This is a genomic window from Anaerococcus sp. (assembly GCF_022770135.1).
Taxonomy (GTDB): domain Bacteria; phylum Bacillota; class Clostridia; order Tissierellales; family Peptoniphilaceae; genus Anaerococcus.
In genome coordinates this window covers 1-19234 of record NZ_JALEIL010000104.1, presented here as the reverse complement: position 1 = coordinate 19234, position 19234 = coordinate 1, and the positions used below count along the sequence as shown (strand labels likewise).

General features: G+C 36.9%; 20 protein-coding genes. 19 read left to right on the top strand and 1 reads right to left on the bottom strand.

What is annotated here, in order from left to right; genetic code table 11:
- The 10 genes from infB to recA all read left to right on the top strand — a co-directional run.
- On the top strand, window positions 1–1824 hold a 1824-nt coding region (infB, locus tag MRZ08_RS05365; RefSeq protein ID WP_297380200.1), incomplete at its 5' end, for a translation initiation factor IF-2.
- The gene (gene rbfA, locus MRZ08_RS05360; RefSeq protein ID WP_297380198.1) at window positions 1824–2210 is read left to right on the top strand and encodes a 30S ribosome-binding factor RbfA; all 387 of its coding nucleotides are present in this window, start codon (window positions 1824–1826) and stop codon (window positions 2208–2210) included. The genes infB and rbfA, both read left to right, overlap by 1 nt.
- A complete protein-coding gene (locus MRZ08_RS05355; protein ID WP_297380197.1) occupies window positions 2188–3162 on the top strand; it encodes a bifunctional oligoribonuclease/PAP phosphatase NrnA in 975 nt (324 codons plus the stop codon). The genes rbfA and MRZ08_RS05355 overlap by 23 nt, the downstream gene beginning before the upstream one ends.
- Window positions 3155–4051: a tRNA pseudouridine(55) synthase TruB gene (truB, locus tag MRZ08_RS05350; protein ID WP_297380195.1), complete on the top strand. Its 897-nt coding sequence runs from the start codon at window positions 3155–3157 to the stop codon at window positions 4049–4051. Before MRZ08_RS05355 ends, truB begins: the two co-directional genes overlap by 8 nt.
- A complete protein-coding gene (locus tag MRZ08_RS05345; RefSeq protein WP_297380192.1) occupies window positions 4026–4985 on the top strand; it encodes a bifunctional riboflavin kinase/FAD synthetase in 960 nt (319 codons plus the stop codon). Before truB ends, MRZ08_RS05345 begins: the two co-directional genes overlap by 26 nt.
- Window positions 4986–5065: 80 nt before the next feature.
- A complete protein-coding gene (rpsO, locus tag MRZ08_RS05340) occupies window positions 5066–5332 on the top strand; it encodes a 30S ribosomal protein S15 (protein ID WP_297380190.1) in 267 nt (88 codons plus the stop codon).
- A gap of 53 nt (window positions 5333–5385) precedes the next feature.
- The gene (pnp, locus tag MRZ08_RS05335; protein ID WP_297380187.1) at window positions 5386–7521 is read left to right on the top strand and encodes a polyribonucleotide nucleotidyltransferase; all 2136 of its coding nucleotides are present in this window, start codon (window positions 5386–5388) and stop codon (window positions 7519–7521) included.
- 196 nt (window positions 7522–7717) lie between these two features.
- The gene (locus MRZ08_RS05330; protein WP_297380184.1) at window positions 7718–10030 is read left to right on the top strand and encodes a DNA translocase FtsK 4TM domain-containing protein; all 2313 of its coding nucleotides are present in this window, start codon (window positions 7718–7720) and stop codon (window positions 10028–10030) included.
- A complete protein-coding gene (pgsA, locus tag MRZ08_RS05325; RefSeq protein WP_297380181.1) occupies window positions 10017–10547 on the top strand; it encodes a CDP-diacylglycerol--glycerol-3-phosphate 3-phosphatidyltransferase in 531 nt (176 codons plus the stop codon). The genes MRZ08_RS05330 and pgsA overlap by 14 nt, the downstream gene beginning before the upstream one ends.
- A gap of 235 nt (window positions 10548–10782) precedes the next feature.
- A complete protein-coding gene (recA, locus tag MRZ08_RS05320; protein WP_297380178.1) occupies window positions 10783–11823 on the top strand; it encodes a recombinase RecA in 1041 nt (346 codons plus the stop codon).
- Between the two features lie 56 nt (window positions 11824–11879).
- Here recA and MRZ08_RS05315 read toward each other — a convergent pair whose 3' ends face one another.
- Window positions 11880–12917, bottom strand: a complete 1038-nt coding sequence (locus MRZ08_RS05315; RefSeq protein ID WP_297380175.1) for a DNA polymerase IV — start codon at window positions 12915–12917, stop codon at window positions 11880–11882.
- Between the two features lie 87 nt (window positions 12918–13004).
- Between MRZ08_RS05315 and MRZ08_RS05310 the strand changes: the two genes are divergently transcribed.
- From MRZ08_RS05310 to MRZ08_RS05270, 9 genes are all read left to right on the top strand, one after another.
- Window positions 13005–13250: an RNA-binding S4 domain-containing protein gene (locus tag MRZ08_RS05310; protein ID WP_297380172.1), complete on the top strand. Its 246-nt coding sequence runs from the start codon at window positions 13005–13007 to the stop codon at window positions 13248–13250.
- Complete coding sequence (locus MRZ08_RS05305) at window positions 13243–13560, top strand: septum formation initiator family protein (RefSeq protein WP_297380169.1); 318 nt, start codon at window positions 13243–13245, stop codon at window positions 13558–13560. The genes MRZ08_RS05310 and MRZ08_RS05305 overlap by 8 nt, the downstream gene beginning before the upstream one ends.
- Window positions 13538–14914, top strand: a complete 1377-nt coding sequence (gene tilS, locus MRZ08_RS05300) for a tRNA lysidine(34) synthetase TilS (protein ID WP_320603500.1) — start codon at window positions 13538–13540, stop codon at window positions 14912–14914. Before MRZ08_RS05305 ends, tilS begins: the two co-directional genes overlap by 23 nt.
- A complete protein-coding gene (gene hpt, locus MRZ08_RS05295) occupies window positions 14904–15473 on the top strand; it encodes a hypoxanthine phosphoribosyltransferase (protein ID WP_297380167.1) in 570 nt (189 codons plus the stop codon). Before tilS ends, hpt begins: the two co-directional genes overlap by 11 nt.
- Window positions 15474–15507: 34 nt before the next feature.
- Complete coding sequence (locus MRZ08_RS05290; protein WP_297380164.1) at window positions 15508–15999, top strand: DUF5673 domain-containing protein; 492 nt, start codon at window positions 15508–15510, stop codon at window positions 15997–15999.
- A gap of 64 nt (window positions 16000–16063) precedes the next feature.
- The gene (locus tag MRZ08_RS05285; protein WP_297380161.1) at window positions 16064–16855 is read left to right on the top strand and encodes a type III pantothenate kinase; all 792 of its coding nucleotides are present in this window, start codon (window positions 16064–16066) and stop codon (window positions 16853–16855) included.
- The gene (gene dusB, locus MRZ08_RS05280) at window positions 16833–17813 is read left to right on the top strand and encodes a tRNA dihydrouridine synthase DusB (RefSeq protein WP_297380159.1); all 981 of its coding nucleotides are present in this window, start codon (window positions 16833–16835) and stop codon (window positions 17811–17813) included. The genes MRZ08_RS05285 and dusB overlap by 23 nt, the downstream gene beginning before the upstream one ends.
- Window positions 17800–18273 (top strand): transcription elongation factor GreA, encoded by a 474-nt coding sequence (gene greA, locus MRZ08_RS05275; protein ID WP_015777579.1) that lies wholly within the window; start codon window positions 17800–17802, stop codon window positions 18271–18273. Before dusB ends, greA begins: the two co-directional genes overlap by 14 nt.
- A gap of 10 nt (window positions 18274–18283) precedes the next feature.
- On the top strand, window positions 18284–19234 hold a 951-nt coding region (locus MRZ08_RS05270), incomplete at its 3' end, for an amino acid--tRNA ligase-related protein (RefSeq protein WP_297380155.1).

Below are 19234 nucleotides of genomic sequence, written 5' to 3'. Positions count from 1 at the left end.
AAGAAAAAAAGCAAAAACAAGAAAACTTCCAAGGCTAACAAGAAACAAGTCGAAGAGAAAAAGAATGATGGGATAATAGAAATTCCAGAAACTGTAAATGTAAAGACTTTTGCTGATAAAATAGGAGAATCTCCAAATTCTGTAATAGGAAAACTAATTGGTCTTGGCGTAATGGCAGGGCTAAATGATCAAATAGAGTTTGAACAGGCAGAACTAGTTGCCCTAGACTTTGGCAAGGAGATAAAACTTGAAGAAGAGTACGATGCCATTGAAGAACAACAAGTAGAACTAGACTATGAAGACAAGGAAGAAGACTTAGTTAATAGACCTCCAGTAGTTTCTGTAATGGGTCACGTTGACCATGGTAAGACTTCTATCCTTGATAAGATAAGATCAACAAGAGTTACAAGTGGCGAAGCAGGAGGTATCACCCAACACATAGGTGCTTCTGTAGTAGATATAAACGATAAGAAAATAAGCTTCCTTGATACACCGGGCCACGAAGCCTTCACTGAGATGAGAATGAGGGGAGCCCAAGCAACTGATATAGCAATTCTAGTAGTTGCAGCAGATGATGGTGTTATGCCACAAACTGTTGAGGCAATCAACCACGCCAAGGCTGCTGGAATACCAATTGTAGTAGCTATAAATAAGATCGATAAGGAAGTAGCTGACCCTAACAGAGTAAAACAAGAGTTAATGGAACATGGTCTTGTATCTGAAGAATGGGGAGGAGATACCATCATGGTTCCAGTATCTGCTCACACAGGAGAAGGTATTGATGATTTACTAGAGATGGTTCTTTTAGTAGCTGAAATGAGAGAGCTTAAGGCAAATCCAAATAGACGTGCAGTAGGTATTATCGTAGAAGCCCAACTTGATAAGGCAAGAGGAGCAGTTGCTACAGTGCTTGTGCAAAAGGGAACCCTCCATGCAGGAGACTATGTAGTAACAGGATCTGCATCAGGTAGGATTAGAGCAATGTTTAACTCACTAGGGGAATCAATCGAAGAAGCAACTCCTTCAATGCCAGCCCAAATCCTAGGTCTATCTGACGTTGCCGAAGCAGGAGATATGATCTATGCTGTAGAAGATGAGAAGCTTGCTCGTGAATTTGCAGATAGGGCAGCAGAGTTTAAACGTGAAGAACACCTTAAGGCAAAGGCTAATACCAATCTTGAAGATATGTACTCAGATATCGGAGATGGCGAGTTAAAAGAGCTTAATATTATAGTTAAGACAGACGTTAAGGGAACAGTAGATGCTGTAAGCCACTCACTTGTTAAGCTTTCAAATGAAGAAGTTAAAGTTTCTGTTATAGCAGGAGCTGTAGGAGGAATTACAGAATCAGATATCCTACTTGCCCAAGCATCTAACGCAGTTATCATAGGATTTAATGTAAGACCAACCCAAGGAGCTTTGGAAAGAGCAAAAGATAACAATATAGAGATTAGAACATATTCTGTAATTTATGAAGCAATCGAAGATGTAGAAAAAGCTATTAAGGGTATGCTCGATCCAGAATTTAAGGAAGTTGTCCTTGGTAGGGCTGAAGTACGTGATACCTTCAAGGTTCCAGGAGCAGGAACAGTTGCTGGTGTTATGGTTACAAATGGTTCAGTTCCAAGAAGAGCAAGCATCAGACTTCTCCGTGACAATATAGTAATCTTTGATGGTGACATTTCATCAATGAAGAGATTTAAGGACGATGCCAAAGAACTTGCTAATGGATACGAGGGTGGTATTGGTCTAAACAGATTCAACGATATCAAGGTTGGAGATGTCATGGAAGCCTATGAAATGGTTGAAAAGGAAAGAGATTAATGAATAAAAGAAGAACAGAAAGAATCTCATCTGAAGTCAAAAAAGAACTATCCAAAATTCTAAGAGATGACTTAAACGATCCAAGACTTAGTACAGAGGCAATGGTTACTATTACAGATGTTGAAGTAACCAACGACCTTTCCTACGCTGATTGTTTCGTAAGCGTACTAGGAGATGCTGCAAATAAGGAAGATGTAATCGAGGCTTTAGAGCAAGCTAAAGGCTACATCAAAATCCTTATTGGAGAGAGGATGAGACTTAGATCAATGCCAGAATTTAGATTCAAAATCGATAACTCAATCGAACACGGCGCTTACATGGATAAGCTAATAGCAGAAACAATTGCAAAGGATAAGAAAGCTAATGAAGAAAGAGAAGATCAGTAAAGATAAACTCGACAAATTTAAAGAACTTGTCGATAATGCAGAAACCATCGCAATAGCAAGCCACATTAACCCAGATGGAGACAATCTGGGTTCTACCCTTGCTCTAAGAAAATCCTTAGAGCTTTATGGTAAAGATGTAGAGCTTCTAGCCAATGACACCATAGATGATTACCTACATTTCTTGCCTGAAAAGGAATATTATAAAGAAGCTACAAGGGATTCCTATGACCTCTTTATGATTTTGGACTGTTCAGAATTTGATAGGATTGGTGATAACCTTACACCTATCGCTAAAGCTTCCAAAAATACTTTGGTTATAGACCATCACGTAGGAGGAGGAATAGATACAGACCTTAACCTAATCTATGACACAGCTCCTGCAACTTGCGAGCTTGTATTTGAAATTATCGACAGGCTAGACCTTCCTATAGATAAGGATATAGCAAGCTTAATCTATACAGGTCTTTGCACAGATACCAATAGATTCCTATATTCAAATGTTACAGAATATACCTTCTACGTTGCAGGAAGACTTCTAAGTCTTGGGGCAGATAGCGAATATATCTATAGAAATCTCTACCAATCAAAGCCAATGAAGGTTATGAAATTCCAAACAGAAGTTATCTCAAATGCTGAGTTTATGGACAAAAAGGCCTATTCAATTATCTCCAAAGATCTTGTAAAAAAACACGGAGTTCAAATGGGAGATGCTGAGACAATCGTAGGTATGCTAAGAGATATCGATGAAGTTGGAGTTTCTATGATACTTAAGGAATACGACAATGGAGAATACAAGGTATCCCTAAGAAGTAAGGATGTTGATGTAGCAAAAGTTGCCCGTGAAAATGGCGGCGGAGGCCACATTAAAGCAAGTGGATTTTCAATCTTTGATGATTCCCTAGAAGCTGCAAGTAAGAAGGCTATTGCTATCCTAAAGGAAATTGATGTATAGCGGCATCCTAAATGTAGATAAGGAAAAGGGCATATCTTCAGCAAGGGTAGTATCTCTCGTAAGGCGTGCCTTAAATCAAAAAAAGGTAGGCCATACAGGGACTCTTGATCTTGAGGCAAGTGGAGTCCTACCTATTGTTGTGGGCAAGGCGACAAGGGTATCCGACTACATGATGGATAAGGATAAGACCTACGAATGCCTGATGGAATTTGGGAAAAAGACCGACACCCTTGATGCGGCTGGAGTTGTCATCAAGGAAAGTTCTAAGACTTGCAAGATAGAAGATTTAGAAGAAGTTTTAAAAAACTATAGGGGAGAGATAGAACAAATTCCTCCTATGTATTCTGCTCTAAAGGTAGACGGCAAGAAGCTTTACGATCTTGCAAGAAGTGGCAAGGAAATCGAAAGAAAGAAAAGAAAGGTCAAGATCTATGACCTAAAACTAATAGACTTCGACTTTCCTTATGCCAAGATTTCAGTAACTTGCTCCAAGGGCACCTATATTAGAACTCTTGTGGATGATATAGGAGAAGACTTAGGGTGTCTATCTTTCGTAAAAGAGCTTAGAAGGGTAAGGGCAGGAGACTTTCTAGTAGAAGAAGCTATTAAATCCTCTGAAATTTTGGAAATGGATAAGGATGAGCTTATATCTAAACTTGAAAGAGTAGATAAGGCCCTAGATAAGTTTCCTAGATACGACCTTGCTGATAATCTTTTCGATGAAGCCGTAAATGGCATGACCATAAAGATAGACGAAGAAATAGACGAAGAAGTTAGAGTATACTCGAGAAATGAATTTATTGGCTTGGCAAAGAGTTTTGAAAGTAAGGGCGGATATTTTCTGAAAATGGAGAAAGTATTTTATGATAGAGAAAATAAAAATATATGACCTAAATATGGACCTGCCAGATCTTGAAAAAAAAGCGGTAAGTCTTGGTAACTTCGATGGAGTTCATTTAGGCCATCAAAAACTTATGAAGAATAATTTAGAAATCAGCAAAAAGTATGACCTAGAACCTTCAGTCTTATTGTTTAAGGAAAACACTAAACTAAGACTTAAGGATGAGAAAGAATACATGACAAGTCTTGAAGACAAGATTGAGATTTTGGCGTCGATGGGGATCAATACCTTTTGCTTGATAGATTTTGATGAAAAGTTTATGAATCTTTCTCCAAGGGAATTTATAGCTGAAATTATTAACAAAAAACTCAACGCATCCTATGTTATTTGTGGCAAGGACTACAGGTTTGGTAGGAAGGCCTCAGGTGATGTCGAAACTCTTAGAAAGCTCGAAGATGAATATGATTACAAGACTTCTGTAGTGGATTTTGAAAAAGAAGATGAGGTAAATAAGATCTCATCCAACCATATTAGGGACCTAATAAGAGAAGGAAATATTAGAAAAGTAAACAAGCTTCTGGGAAGAAATTACAAGATAAAAGGAAAGGTTGTCGATGGAGCCAAAAGAGGCAGGACCCTAAACTTCCCTACAGCAAACCTTAAGCTTAGCTTTAACTATGTCCTTCCTGTAGATGGGGTTTATTTTACAAAGGTTAATATCGACGGCGCGTCTTACTATGCCTTAAGCAATGTAGGCACCAATCCCACCTTTGATGAAAACAATAGGAAGGTTGAGACTTACATCCTTGACTTTAACCAAAATATTTACGGCAAAGATATTTCCATAGAATTTATAGAGTTTTTCCGTTACGATATCAAATTCGATAGTAAGGAAGCCTTGATAGAGCAGATGAATTCAGATAAGAAAAAGGCCTATGAATATTTGGAAAATATTTTGCAAAAGAAAGATGAACTAGTATAATATTTAGCGGTACCTTTGCTAAGTAAATGATACCTCGACCTTTACTTGGTAAATGGCAAATATTATTAATGGAGGAAATTATGTTAAAAGCAGACGAAAAACAAGCAATAATCAAAGAATACCAACTAGAAGAAGGAGACACAGGTTCTCCAGAAGTTCAAATCGCAATCCTATCAAAGAGAATTGCTGATCTTACAGAACACTTAAAGAACAACAAAAAAGACCACTCATCAAGAAGAGGTCTTTACAAAATGATTAGACGTAGAAAAGGTATGTTAAACTACCTAAGAGATAATGACATTGATAGATACAGATCAATCATTGAGAGACTAGGTCTAAGAGGTTAGTTATTGGCGGGGCATTCCCGCCTTATTTTATATATAAAAACATAGGAGTAAAGATGGTAAAAACTTACAAATACGAATCAAAATTAGGCAAAGATTTTGAAGTTACTATTGGTAAATTTGCAGAACAAGCCAATGGTGAATGCTACATAAAAAGTGGCGATACTTCTTTGCTTGTAACAGCAGTTGCAAGTGAGAAGCCAAGGGAAGGAATAGACTTTTTTCCACTAATATGTGATTTCCAAGAAAAATTATATGCAGTAGGAAAAATTCCTGGAGGATTCCTTAAAAGAGAAGGAAAGGCAAGCGATGAGGCAACCCTTATATCTCGTCAAATGGATAGACCTCTAAGACCACTTTTCCCAGAAAACTACTACAATGACGTACAAATCATAGCCACAGTTTTGTCTATGGATGAAGATAACCTCCCAGATCCACTTACAACAATCGGTGCTTCAATCGCCTTGGGTATATCTGACATTCCATTCGACGGTCCTGTTGGAGCTTGTATGGTTGGTAAGGTTGATGATAAGCTAATCATTAATCCAAACAAGGAAGAAAGAGAAAAATCTAGCTTAGAGCTTACTGTAGCTGGTAAGAAGGGCGCTATCAACATGGTAGAAGCTGGAGCAAAGGAGATTTCTGAAGGAGAAATGCTTGAAGCAATGCTCCTTGCCCTAGAAGAGATTGGTAATATTTCTGACTTTATCCAAACTATAATCGACGATATAGGTAAAGAAAAAATCGAAGTTGCCCAAGTAGAAGAGACAGAACTTGATAGAAAGATCTCAGCTGATTTTGAAGAAGAAATCAAAAATTCAATCAGAACTACAGATAAGACTGAAAGAGAAAATAATATCTTCAATATCGAAGAAGCTGCTAAGGAAAAATATCTAGAAGAATATCCAGAAAGTGAAGATGAAATTCACAGAAGAATAGATAATATCATGAAAAAAGAAGTTCGTCGTATGATTTCAATCGATAAGATTAGACCAGACGGACGTGATCTTACAGAAATCAGACCACTTTCTGCAGAGGCAGGACTTCTTCCAAGAGTACACGGATCAGGACTCTTCCAAAGAGGACAAACTCAAGTCCTATCTGTAGTGACCCTAGGATCTCCTGCTGATGTTCAAATTATAGATGGACTTAATAGAGAAGAGATTCAAAAAAGATACATCCACCAATACAACTTCCCACCATTTTGTGTTGGAGATGTAAGACCACTTAGAGGACCTGGTCGTCGTGAGATCGGTCACGGACGTTTGGCTGAAAGAGCCCTACTACCAGTTCTCCCAGATGAAAAAGACTTCCCTTACACAATTAGAGTCGTATCAGAAGTACTATCATCAAATGGATCAAGCTCTCAAGCTTCTATCTGTGGTTCAACCCTCTCTCTAATGGATGCAGGTGTTCCAATATCAAAACCTGTTGCAGGAATTGCTATGGGTCTTATCAAGGAAGATGACTCTATATCAATCCTTACAGATATCCAAGGCCTAGAAGACCACCTAGGAGATATGGACTTTAAGGTTGCAGGAACTCGTGATGGAATCACAGCCCTACAAATGGATATGAAAATAGACGGAATCACAAGAGAAGTTCTAGAAGAATCTCTAAATGACGCTCATAGTGCTAGAATGAGAATCCTTGATGTTATAGAATCTGCGATTGATAAGCCAAGAAGTGATATATCTGATTATGCTCCAAGACTATTTACAATCGACATCGACCCAGAAAAGGTTCGTGATGTAATTGGTTCTGGTGGAAAGACAATCAACAAGATTATAGATGCTACTGGTGTTAAGATTGAAACAGAAGATGATGGACACATCACTGTTGCTTCAGATGATGGCGAAAGTGGTAAGAAGGCCATTGAGATGATCAAATCTATCGTAACAGATCCAAAGCCAGGCGATATCTATACAGGTAAGGTAGTTAGGATTATGAACTTCGGAGCCTTTGTAGAAATTGCAATTGGTAAGGAAGGTCTCCTCCACATTTCTCAAATCGACCACCACAGGGTAGAAAAGGTTGAAGATGTCTTAAGCGTAGGAGATGAGGTTAAGGTAAAGGTAACAGAAATTGATAGGCAAGGAAGAATCAACCTATCAAGAAAGGCCCTCCTAGAAAAACCAGAAGCATGGCCAGTAGACGAATCACCTTACAGAAAAGATAAAAAAGATAAGTAAGAGCACTTAAATAAACTGTTTTAGATAGTAAGAGACTTTTGACAAGTCTATATTCCTCAAAGCAAGGCGGAAGGATTTCTTCGTTTCGCTTGAGGGATAAGTCTTTAATTTATAATAATAAAGATAGTCTCTAAGCTAAACTGTCATGGCAGTTTATTTTTTATGCCTCTTAATATATAATTATAGAGAGGTGGATATGACTAGTAAGAATCAAAACAGAATTAGAAAAAAATCGAATAAAAAATCACCTAATAGGACTAAGACTAAAAAGCCTAGGGAAAGTAAGTTTGATTTCAGGAGATTTTCTATAATTATGATGGCAGTCCAAGTCATTTTATTTATATTTATTTTAAGTTCTAACACTGGACTTATGGGAGATGTCTTGTCAGACTTCTTTGCCAAAATCTTCGGCAAATTTGCCCTAGTCTTCCCAGTTCTTGTATTTATAAGCTTTTTATCAGAGCTTAGGGGAAGATTTAGAGAAAACTTATCTAAGTTTTTGCTACTTTATACAATTTACCTACTCACTCTAGCAATCTTTTCAAGAGACTTTATAAGAAATGAGCTTGCTTGGTCTGTCCAATATGCAGTAAGCCAAAAATCTGATGGGGGAGGCGCTCTTGGGGGAGCAATCTCATTTTTCCTAGTGAATCTGATCGGAAATCTGGGACTTTATATTCTATACGGCCTTTCAATCTTTTCCCTCTTAATTGATATAAGTCCTTTGACTTATGGAGAATTTTTCAGAAAAGTTAAGGAAAACTTTATTAAATTAGGTCAAAATATTAAAGATCTTAGCCAAAGAACAAAAAGATCAATCGATGAAAGAAAACAAAGACAGAAAGAAGAAAAAATCGAAATTGCTAGAGAAGATGATTTAGAAGAAAGACAATCTCTTCCAAATGAATCTCCAATTAATGTAAAGGAAAAAGAGATCGTAAAAGAGGAAGAAGTTAAGAGAAAACCTGTCAAAAACTTCGACTTAGACAGCTTAGGCGATGCTAAGGTAAACAATTACAAGTCTCGTCAAGTCGAGATGTCCGATTTCAATGAAAGTTTCAGAAGAGAATTCGGAGATTATACCTATCCATCCATTGATCTTTTGGAAGATAGGAACGAAGATGGGGGAGTCGATGATAGAGAAATCAGAGCACGAGCTGTCGCTATAGAAGAGACTTTGGACTCATTTGGCATAGATGGTAAGGTCGTACAAATTGACGTAGGTCCTACAGTAACTTGCTATGAGCTAAAACCTCAGAGGGGAGTTAAGGTTAGTAAGATTGTAAACTTATCTGATGATTTGGCCCTAGCCCTTGCTACAAGCGGGATAAGAATACTTGCCCCAATTCCTGGCAAAAGCCATGTTGGTATAGAAGTACCCAATGATAAGAAGGAAGTTGTTGGCCTTAAGGAAATTTTATCTTCAGAAAACTTCGTCAAGTCTAAATACACAATTCCCTTTGCTATGGGTAAGTCCATATCAGGAGATGTTGAGGTCTCTGCTATTGAGAAGATGCCTCACCTTTTGGTATCGGGAGCGACAGGTTCTGGTAAGTCAGTTTGTATCAATACAATCATTATGTCAATTCTCTATAAACACTCGCCAAATGATGTAAAACTTCTCTTAGTAGACCCAAAGGTTGTAGAGCTTTCTATCTACAATGGCATACCTCACCTAATCATGCCTGTAATTACTGATCCTAAGAAGGCTTCATCATCACTTTTCTGGGCCATAAGCGAGATGGAGAAGAGATATAAATTATTTGAGAAAAATCACGTTAGAGATATAGTTGGATATAAGAAGGCTCAAGAGTCTGACGACTCTATGGAAAATCTTCCATATATAGTAATTATAATAGATGAGCTTGCAGATTTGATGATGACTGTAGGTGCAGAGGTCGAAGATTATATAACAAGGCTTGCCCAGAAGTCCAGAGCCTGTGGTATTCACTTGATAATTGCAACCCAAAGACCAACGGTCGATGTCATCACAGGAACTATCAAGGCAAATATCCCTTCAAGGATTTCCTTCGCAGTTACAAGTCAAATCGACTCAAGAACAATCCTTGATGCCCAAGGAGCTGAGAAGCTTCTAGGAAAGGGAGATATGCTCTACGCCTCAAGCGATTCTATGAGACCAACCAGAATCCAAGGAGCCTTTGTCTCAGATGATGAGGTAATAAGTGTTGTAAGGGAAATCAAGGAAGGAAACGAGACCAATTACGACGAGGAAGCCATAGAGAAGGTAGAAGAAAACGTCGAAAGTCCTACAGAAGGTTCAGACGATGAGGATGAGCTAATTGATGAGGCTATCAAGGTTATAATCAATGAAAATACAGCCTCAGTATCCATGCTTCAAAGAAAGCTTAAGATAGGCTACGCTAGGGCTGGAAGGATAATCGACCAGTTGGAACAAAGAGGAGTAGTCGGAGGATATGAAGGATCCAAGCCAAGAAAGGTCTTAGTAGATAGGTCCTATTTAGAAGGAGAAGAAAATGAATTTAGCTAACAAAATAACCCTAGTAAGACTATTTTTAATCCCAGTCTTTGTGATAATCTTTATGATAAGTGGAAGGGATATGAATATAGCAGCTATTGTCTTTATAATAGCAAGTCTTACAGATGCAGTCGACGGTCACATAGCAAGAAGCAGAAATATGATAACAAACTTTGGGAAGTTCACCGATCCCTTGGTGGATAAGGTCCTAACTATGGCTGCCTTCTTGGTATTGGTAGAAGATAATACAATACCAGCTTGGCCTGTAATAATAATAATCTCAAGAGAGCTTATCATCACAGGCTTTAGAACCCTCGCGGCAGATTCTGGAATCACAATAGCAGCAAGCATGTGGGGTAAGGCAAAGACAACAAGCCAAATGGTTTCTCTTGTGATGCTTTTACTAAATGTTCCTGTCCTTAACAAAGCTGGAATCTTTGTCTTCTATATAGCAGTAGCTCTTACAGTAATATCTGGAATGGACTATATAGTAAAGAATAAAAAAGTCTTGGACTTAGAAAATATCTAAAAGGCTTAGAATTAAATAGAATAATATTAAAAGTATTAGCTTTTGCAAATAAAATTCCTATCATTGACTTAATAGTTAAAGAAATCTTGAAAGAACTTCGGCCTACAAGTCTGTGATAGATATGAAAGATTTTTGCGAAAGCTTCTTTCTTTTGTAGATGCTTTAAGAAAATTAATAAAATGATATAATAATAGTAGAATATTGCACAGATTATATAAATAGTAGAGGAGAGTTTATGGATAAAGACAAGCAAAAAGCCTTAGACCAGGCTTTTAAAAATATAGAGAAAAAATACGGTAAGGGAGCCATAATGAAGATGGGCGAGGCTCCTAGAGTTTCAGTATCTGCTATCCCAACAGGGGCAGTCAACCTCGATATAGCTTTAGGTATTGGTGGAATTCCTAGAGGAAGAGTAGTTGAAATCTTCGGTCCTGAATCATCTGGTAAGACAACCCTTGCCCTTCATATAGTAGCAGAAGATCAAAAACAGGATCAGACCTGTGCCTTTATCGATGCAGAGCACGCCCTAGATGCAGAGTATGCAGAAAACTTGGGTGTTGATATAGATAATCTAATCCTATCCCAACCAGATACTGGAGAGCAAGGACTTGATATAGCTGAAAGTCTAGTAAGAAGTGGGGCGGTTGATCTAATCGTAATCGACTCAGTTGCAGCCCTTGTTCCTAGAGCTGAAATCGAAGGGGAAATGGGAGATAGCCACGTTGGTCTTCAAGCGAGACTAATGAGTCAAGCCCTAAGAAGACTTACAGGTGTTATAGCAAAATCTAACACAACAGTGATTTTCATCAACCAGCTAAGAGAGAAAGTGGGCGTTATGTTTGGATCTCCTGAGACAACACCAGGTGGTCGTGCCCTTAAGTTCTACTCATCTGTAAGGCTTGACATTAGAAGGATAAAGACAATCACCCAAGGAGACAATTCTATAGGATCAAGAACTAGGGTTAAGGTTGTCAAAAATAAGGTAGCTCCTCCATTCAAGGTAGTAGAGTTCGATATCATGTATGGTAAGGGAATCTCTAAATCTGGAGTATTGCTAGATACTGCTGTAGATATGGACATAGTTGATAAGGCTGGATCTTGGTTCTCCTACAAGGACGAAAAGCTCGGCCAAGGTAGGGAAAATGTCAAAGATTTCTTGGAAGAAAATCCAGAACTAATGGCTCAAATCGATGCGGAAGTTAGAAAGACTATAATCCAAGACCAAGATGATGAAGAAGAAATTAAGGAAGAAGATAAAAAAGAAGAAGAAAAATAAATTATTTTAGAATAACGAGACCCCAAATTCCAGAATGAGGATTTGGGGTCTTCTTGTCAGTCAAAGAAACTTAATTGATTTTGTTTTCTTTCTTGAAGATTTGATAAGGATATGCCGATTAGCCTAAGCATCTCGCCCTTATGGAGGTCTTTTAAGAGACTTAAGGCTTCATTGTAGATATCCCTTGCCTTATAAATTGGCTCTTGGAGGGTGATGGCCTTAGTGTGGTTTTTGAATTTGTGATCTTTGATTTTTAAATTTACGGTTTTTCCGTGGATATTTTTGATATCCATCTCATCTTCGATAAGTTCAGATAAGTTTTTTAGATAGGAAGATAGAATTGCCATATCATTGGTGTTTTGAGCAAAGGTCCTTTCCTTTCCTATACTTTTTCTAACCCTATAAGGATTGATCTTCCTTTCGTCAACTCCCCTTATTACATGGTAGATATAGGCTCCTTGCTTGCCAAAATTATCAATAAGATACTCATAGTCTAGCTTTAGAAGGTCTTCTACTTTGTAGATTCCTATTTTATTTAATCTCTCGCTAGTTTTCTTGCCTATACCGTGGACCTTTTTTACAGGAATATCTGGTAAAAAATACTCTAGATCTTCTTTTCTAATTTGAGTTATACCCTGAGGTTTTTTCCAATCGCTTGCAAGCTTTGCTAGAAACTTGTTGTAGGATATGCCGATAGAGATTCCAATGCCAGTTTTTTCTAAGACTTTTTCTTGAAGATTTCTGGCAAGGTCTTTGGCAGAATCTGTTTCTACTAGTAAATAGGCCTCATCTACAGAAACTTGCTCAATAAGCTTTGCATATTCTTTTACAAGAGAAAATACTTCTTTGGACTTTTCTCTGTAGTATTTGTGATCTACTGGTAGAAGAATAAGATTTGGGCAAAGTTCCTTAGCCATAAAGACTGGCATAGCCGAATGTAGACCGAATTCTCTCGCCTTATAATTGGCAGTAGTGAGGATAGATTTGTTTGAAAGTCCTCCAACAGCTAGGGGATGATTTTTTAGTTTTGGATTTCTTAATTCTTCGCATGATGCATAAAAAGCATCACAATCGACATGGAATATGTAGTTCATAAGTTCATTATACTATTCGCTAGATATTAAGCCCAAGATCTATGATAAAGCTTTGCCTAAAAAGATTATATACAGTATGATAATCTTATGAGAATAGATAAATTTTTGAAAAATGCGAGAATTATTAAAAGAAGACAAGTAGCTAAAGAGGCTTGCGAAAACGGCAGGGTTAAGATAAATGAAAAGGAAGCCAAGCCGGGAAGTTTAGTAGAAGAAGGAGATATAGTAGAAGTTGTTTTTGGCAAAAGCAATCTTAAATTTAGGGTTCTAAACTTGATTGACGGAGCCAAGAAAAACGATGCTTTTTCTATGTATGAGGTTATCGATGAGTAAGAAGAATTCGTATCTTAAGCAAAGAAGAAAGAAAAACCAAAGATTTCTGTTGACCATCCTATCAATCATAGCCTTATCGGTGGGATCCTTTAGCCTATATACTAAGGCTGTTGAAAAGGAATACGCCAAGGTAAATAAGGATATTGAATCTTTGAATAAGAAAAAAGATGACTTGCAAATTACCATCAAGTCCTTGAAGGAAGATTACGACAATAGAAATACTGACGAGTTTAAGGAAAAGATTGCAAGAGATAGACTAGATATGGTTAAGAAATCTGAAGTGGTCTATGAAGATGACAATAATAAATAAAGTAAGAGAAACTATAAGAGCAAATAAACTTATAGAAAAAGGCGATAATATCATAGTCGGCGCAAGCGGAGGTCCTGATAGCCAGTTTCTTATCTATGCTTTGATGGAGCTTAGGAAGGAAATGGATTTTACAATTGTCCTTGCACACCTTAACCACCTTCATAGGAAAGAGGCAGATTTTGATGAGAGCTTAGTCGAAGATACTGCAAAGAAATTTGGCTTAGACTTTAGGAAGAAAGCAGCGAGTATGGATGATTATGCCAAGAAATACGGCCTATCTTCAGAAGATGCTGGAAGAAGGTTAAGGTATGAGTTTTTTAGAGGGGTCCAAAAAGAATACCCCAAATCGAAAATTGCCGTAGCCCATAACTTAGACGATCAGGCAGAAACTGTCCTTATGAGGATAATTCGAGGAACTGGAGTAGAGGGCCTTAGGGCTATGGATTATAGGAATGGGGATATAATAAGACCCATCCTAAATATCAAAAAGGCTAAGATCTTAGAGTACTTGGATAGAAACAAAATACCCTATGCAATTGATAAGACAAATTTCACGGCAGATTATACTAGAAATAAGCTAAGACTTGAGATAATTCCTGAAATTGAAATGATAAATCCGAATTTTAAAGAAAGCCTAGTCAAGCTTTCTGAGATTGCAACAGATGAGATTTCTATTAGCGATTCCTATATAAAAAATATTTATGAAGATATTATTATTCAAAGGAAAAGTGATACGATAAGCTTTGATAAAGTTTGCTTTGAAAATAAGGATAAGGCTATCCAAGCAAGGCTTATAAGAAGGGCCATAGGAGAGATTAAGAAGGAAGTTAGAGATATATCCAAGGATAATATCGATAACTTTCTAAGCCTAACTGACCTAGATAATGGTAAATCTATAATAAAAGATGATTTGCTTTTCCTTAAGTCATACAAGTTCTATAGATTGGGCTTAATCAAGGAAGATTCTCAGGCAATAGAAGATGAAATCTCTATAGATATTGCCGATGAGATAAGTTTTGGAGATAAAAGAATAAAGATAAGTTCTGTATCTGATTTTCAGAAAAAACATGGGAAGAATATCGAATATTTCGATAGGGATAAATTAACTTTTCCCCTAAGTGTAAGATTTAGGAAAAATGGAGATAAGTTTAGACCAATAGGCTTGGGTCATAGCAAAAAACTCAAGGACTTTTTTATTGACATGAAGGTAGATAAGGAAAAAAGAGAAAAAATCCCCCTTATATTATCAGAAAATGATATAATATGGGTGACATCTTTTAGAAGCTCGGAGGATTATAAAGTAGATCCTTCTACAAAAAATATTATAAAGATAGAGGTATATGATGAAGACTGACTACAGTGACATAATTGAAAGAGTATTGATTGATGAGGAAAGTTTGAAGCTAAAGATAGAACAATTAGCGAAAACCATCAACAGTCATTACGAGAATAAGGATACTTTAATACTCGTAGGAATTCTCAAGGGTTCGGTAATGTTTATGGCGGAACTTGCCAAAAGTTTAAATATCGACCTTCAGATGGACTTTATGGTAGTTTCTTCTTATGCGGAAAACACCTATTCAAGTGGAAATGTCAAAATCCTAAAAGACCTTGATATTGATATCAAAGATAAGGAAGTACTAATAGTCGAAGATATTATAGATACAGGTTACACCTTAAAAAAGACTAAGGAGAATCTAATAAATAGAGAAGCAAAAGATGTAAGGATTGTAACCTTACTCGATAAACCTGAAAGAAGAGAAGTAGATATCAAACCTGATTGGACAGGCTTTAAGATACCAAATGAGTTTGTAGTAGGCTTTGGTCTTGACTTTGATCAAATGTATAGAAATCTACCATATATTGGCGTTGTCAAAAGATCATTTTATGAAAATATAGAGGATGCTAAATAGGTCTTTGGGCCTATTTTGTTTTTAAGGAGGAAAAATGGGAAATTTAGATTCGATGATTATAATTATGTATGGGGCAATAGTTGTATTTTTCCTATACAGAATTTATAAGCAAGTAAGAGATAAGAAAAAGCTTGAAGGAGAAGTGACTTCCTTCAAAAGGCCTTCATCTAGCTTTGAGATGATCCTTGTTGCAGTATTAGTCGTAACAGGTGGAGTCAATTTCTACGCGGGATATCAACAAGGAAATAAGCAAAGTATGCTTACAGCTGTTGTGATGATTGCTCTTGCTATTGTATTTATGATTTCAACAAGGGCTAAGCTAAGCGTTGCAGAAAATGGCATCCTCGCAAATTCTAACTTTAGAACTTACAAAGAAATTAGAAAATGGGGCTTTGATACAGATAATTGTGACCTTATTATGGTTGTAAAAGATAGCAAGGGAGAAAGTCGTGAGTCAACTAAGGTTAGGAAAGAAGATATAGAAGAGATCAATAGGCTAATTAGAAAATATAAGTTAGGTAAATAAGCTTGAAATTTCACCAAATAACCGTATCATATAAGAGTTAATTTGAAAGTGATTTGGAGATTTTATGTTATTAGTAATAGACATCGGAAACACTAATACGGTTATAGGTGTTTACGAGAAAGAAAATTTGAAATCAAAATTTAGAGTGGCGACCGACCTCAAGAAGACAAGTGATGAATTGGTTGCTACTTTATTTAATATGCTGGCAATTAAGCAAATTAAAGTAGAAGATATTGAAGATACCATCATGAGCTGTGTTGTACCAGATGTGATGTATAACTGGCAATCTGCTAATAGGAAGCTCTTTGATAGAGAAGCCATAGTGGTGGATTCTGATACGCCAACCTTCCTTACGATTGAATACGAGAACCCAAGAGAGGTAGGAGCTGATAGGATTGTAGATGCTGTAGCAGCCTTTAGCAAATACGGGGGACCAACAATAGTCGTAGATATGGGTACTGCCATAACTTTTGATGTAATTACTGAAGATAAGAAGTATCTTGGAGGATCTATAGCTCCAGGTATTAGGATAGCCCAAGATGGACTCTTCGGCTCTACTGCCAAACTACCTAAGATTGAGCTTATGGATCCAGAATCTGCTATAGGGAAGAATACTTCTGAATCAATCAATGCAGGTATTATATTTGGATATATAGGGATGATAGATAATATTATTTCAATCTTAGAAAAAGAAATGGCAGATAAATACGGCGTAGACGAAAGTGATATAACTGTTGTTGCAACAGGAGGTTTCTCTGAGCTAATCTCAGCATCTAGTAAATTTATAGAAATTATTGAACCTGATTTAATGCTTGAAGGATTGAGATTAATCTATGAGAGAAACAAAAATCTTTAATAAAATAATGCTTGCTCCCATGGCGGGAATTACCGATTCTGCCTTTAGGCAAATCTGCGAAGAAAATGGCTGTGATAAGACCTTTACCGAGATGGTCTCAGTAAACGCTCTTGATTTTAATAATAGGGCGACTGAAGAGATAATGTATACAGCGGATGAAGAAAAAAACTGCAATATCCAGATTTTCGGCAAGGACTGTGACATTATCGAAAGAGTCATCAAGGAAAAGATCAATCCTAGAGAAGACTTTAAAGAAGTAAGCTTTAATATGGGCTGCCCGGCGCCAAAGATATTTAATAACGGCCAAGGCTCAGCTTTGATGAAAGATGTGAAGAAAGTCTACGAGATAGGTAAATGCCTTAAAGAATCCACAGACAAAATTGTCAATGTTAAAATTAGAATGGGCATTGATGAAGATTCTATAAACTATATAGAAGTTGGCAAGGCCCTCGAAGATAGCGGCGTAGATTATGTCATCCTTCACGGAAGAACTCGTAAGCAACAGTATTCTGGAAAAGCCAATTGGGAATCTATAAGAAAGCTAAAAGAAACTTTATCTATTCCAGTTATCGCCAATGGTGATGTCTTTAGTGTCAAAGATTACAAAAATATACTCGATGTGACCAGGGCAGACGGGGTAATGATAGCAAGAGGGGCTATGGGTAATCCCTTTATTTTTAGGCAAATTAAAGACTACATCGAAGGAAAAGAAACTAGTCCCATAACATATGAAGATATACTTCATACTATCAAAAGACAATACGATCTATCTCTTAAGTATAAATCTGAAAAACTTGTTATAAACCAAATGAGAAAGCACGTTGGTTGGTATATTAAAGGCCTTCCACAAGCTGCAAGCTACAGAGATAGGGTTAATAAATTAAAAACTAGTAAGGAAATATTTGATTTACTAGAAGAATATAGGAAATTTTTAGAGGATAATTATGACAGAAAATAAAGAAGTAATATTAAGTAAAGAATATTTAGAAAAACTTGAAGATGAACTAGAGTATCTTAAGACCAAAAAGCGTCCAGAAATTGCTGAAAAAATCAAAGTAGCAAGAAGCTTCGGTGACCTGTCAGAAAATGCTGACTACGATGAAGCTAAAAACGAGCAAGGTGAAGTGGAATCTAGGATTGCAAAGGTTGAAGATATGATTAGAAACGCCAAGACAATCGAAGTTATCGAAAACTCAGATGAAGTTGGTGTTGGCAATACTGTAACAGTTTATGATGAAGAGTTCGACGAAGATTTGGAATACAAGATCGTGGGAACTGCTGAATCAAATCCGCTTGAAGGATTTATTTCTAATGAATCTCCAGTTGGTGCTGCGCTCATTGGGAAAAAGGTAGACGAAAGAGTAGAAGTAAGCACACCAAATGGAAAGATGTATTTTGTAATCAAAAATATTAAGTAAAGGAGAAAACATGGCTGATAACAAAGATTTAAATGAAATGTTACAAATTAAAAGAGACAAGCTAGAAGACCTTAAGAAAGAAGGCAGAGACCCTCACAAGGTTGTAAACTTTAAGGGAAGAATTGCTTCAAGCCTTATCAAAGACAATTTTGAAGAATATGATGGCGAAAAAGTAAGAATTGCTGGAAGAATTATGGCCAAACGTGGACATGGAAACATGAGCTTCATGGATATCCAAGACGAAGAAGGTCAAATTCAAATAGTAAACCGTAAAAATGTTATTGGCGATGAGTTCAAACAAGTTAAAAAATACGATATTGGTGATATCGTAGGTATAGAAGGAAAAGTATTTAAGACAAATCAAGGAGAAATCTCAATCGAGACTGAAACTCCACTACTAATGACCAAATCTCTTCAAATGCTTCCTGAAAAATGGCACGGACTAAAGGACCCTGACCTAAGATATAGACAAAGATACCTAGACCTTATAGTAAATCCAGAAGTAAAAAGCGTATTCGTTCAAAGAAGTCAAATCATATCAGAAATCAGGAGATTCCTAGACGGTCAAGGCTTCCTAGAAGTTGAAACTCCAATCCTAAACACAATAGCAGGAGGAGCTACAGCTCGTCCATTTACAACTCATCACAATTCTCTAAATATAGGCATGTACCTAAGAATTGCATCAGAGCTTTACCTTAAGAGATTAATCGTAGGTGGCTTTGATAGAGTATATGAAATCGGAAGAATGTTCAGAAATGAAGGAATGGATGCAACTCACAATCCTGAATTTACAACAATGGAACTCTACCAAGCCTATGGAGATTTCGAAGATATGATGGAAATCACTGAAAATATGGTAGAGCATGTTGCAAACAAAGTAAAGGGAACAACAGTTGTAGAATTCGATGGTCATGAGATTGAACTAAAGGCTCCTTGGAAGAGAATCTCAATGATAGATGCA

Coding starts and splice junctions, on each gene's coding strand:
- rbfA (WP_297380198.1), top strand. CDS start 1,824: ATGAATAAAAGAAGAACAGAAAGAATCTCATCTGAAGTCAAAAAAGAA.
- MRZ08_RS05355 (WP_297380197.1), top strand. CDS start 2,188: ATGAAGAAAGAGAAGATCAGTAAAGATAAACTCGACAAATTTAAAGAA.
- truB (WP_297380195.1), top strand. CDS start 3,155: ATGTATAGCGGCATCCTAAATGTAGATAAGGAAAAGGGCATATCTTCA.
- MRZ08_RS05345 (WP_297380192.1), top strand. CDS start 4,026: ATGATAGAGAAAATAAAAATATATGACCTAAATATGGACCTGCCAGAT.
- rpsO (WP_297380190.1), top strand. CDS start 5,066: ATGTTAAAAGCAGACGAAAAACAAGCAATAATCAAAGAATACCAACTA.
- pnp (WP_297380187.1), top strand. CDS start 5,386: ATGGTAAAAACTTACAAATACGAATCAAAATTAGGCAAAGATTTTGAA.
- MRZ08_RS05330 (WP_297380184.1), top strand. CDS start 7,718: ATGACTAGTAAGAATCAAAACAGAATTAGAAAAAAATCGAATAAAAAA.
- pgsA (WP_297380181.1), top strand. CDS start 10,017: ATGAATTTAGCTAACAAAATAACCCTAGTAAGACTATTTTTAATCCCA.
- recA (WP_297380178.1), top strand. CDS start 10,783: ATGGATAAAGACAAGCAAAAAGCCTTAGACCAGGCTTTTAAAAATATA.
- MRZ08_RS05315 (WP_297380175.1), bottom strand. CDS start 12,917: ATGAACTACATATTCCATGTCGATTGTGATGCTTTTTATGCATCATGC.
- MRZ08_RS05310 (WP_297380172.1), top strand. CDS start 13,005: ATGAGAATAGATAAATTTTTGAAAAATGCGAGAATTATTAAAAGAAGA.
- MRZ08_RS05305 (WP_297380169.1), top strand. CDS start 13,243: ATGAGTAAGAAGAATTCGTATCTTAAGCAAAGAAGAAAGAAAAACCAA.
- tilS (WP_320603500.1), top strand. CDS start 13,538: ATGAAGATGACAATAATAAATAAAGTAAGAGAAACTATAAGAGCAAAT.
- hpt (WP_297380167.1), top strand. CDS start 14,904: ATGAAGACTGACTACAGTGACATAATTGAAAGAGTATTGATTGATGAG.
- MRZ08_RS05290 (WP_297380164.1), top strand. CDS start 15,508: ATGGGAAATTTAGATTCGATGATTATAATTATGTATGGGGCAATAGTT.
- MRZ08_RS05285 (WP_297380161.1), top strand. CDS start 16,064: ATGTTATTAGTAATAGACATCGGAAACACTAATACGGTTATAGGTGTT.
- dusB (WP_297380159.1), top strand. CDS start 16,833: ATGAGAGAAACAAAAATCTTTAATAAAATAATGCTTGCTCCCATGGCG.
- greA (WP_015777579.1), top strand. CDS start 17,800: ATGACAGAAAATAAAGAAGTAATATTAAGTAAAGAATATTTAGAAAAA.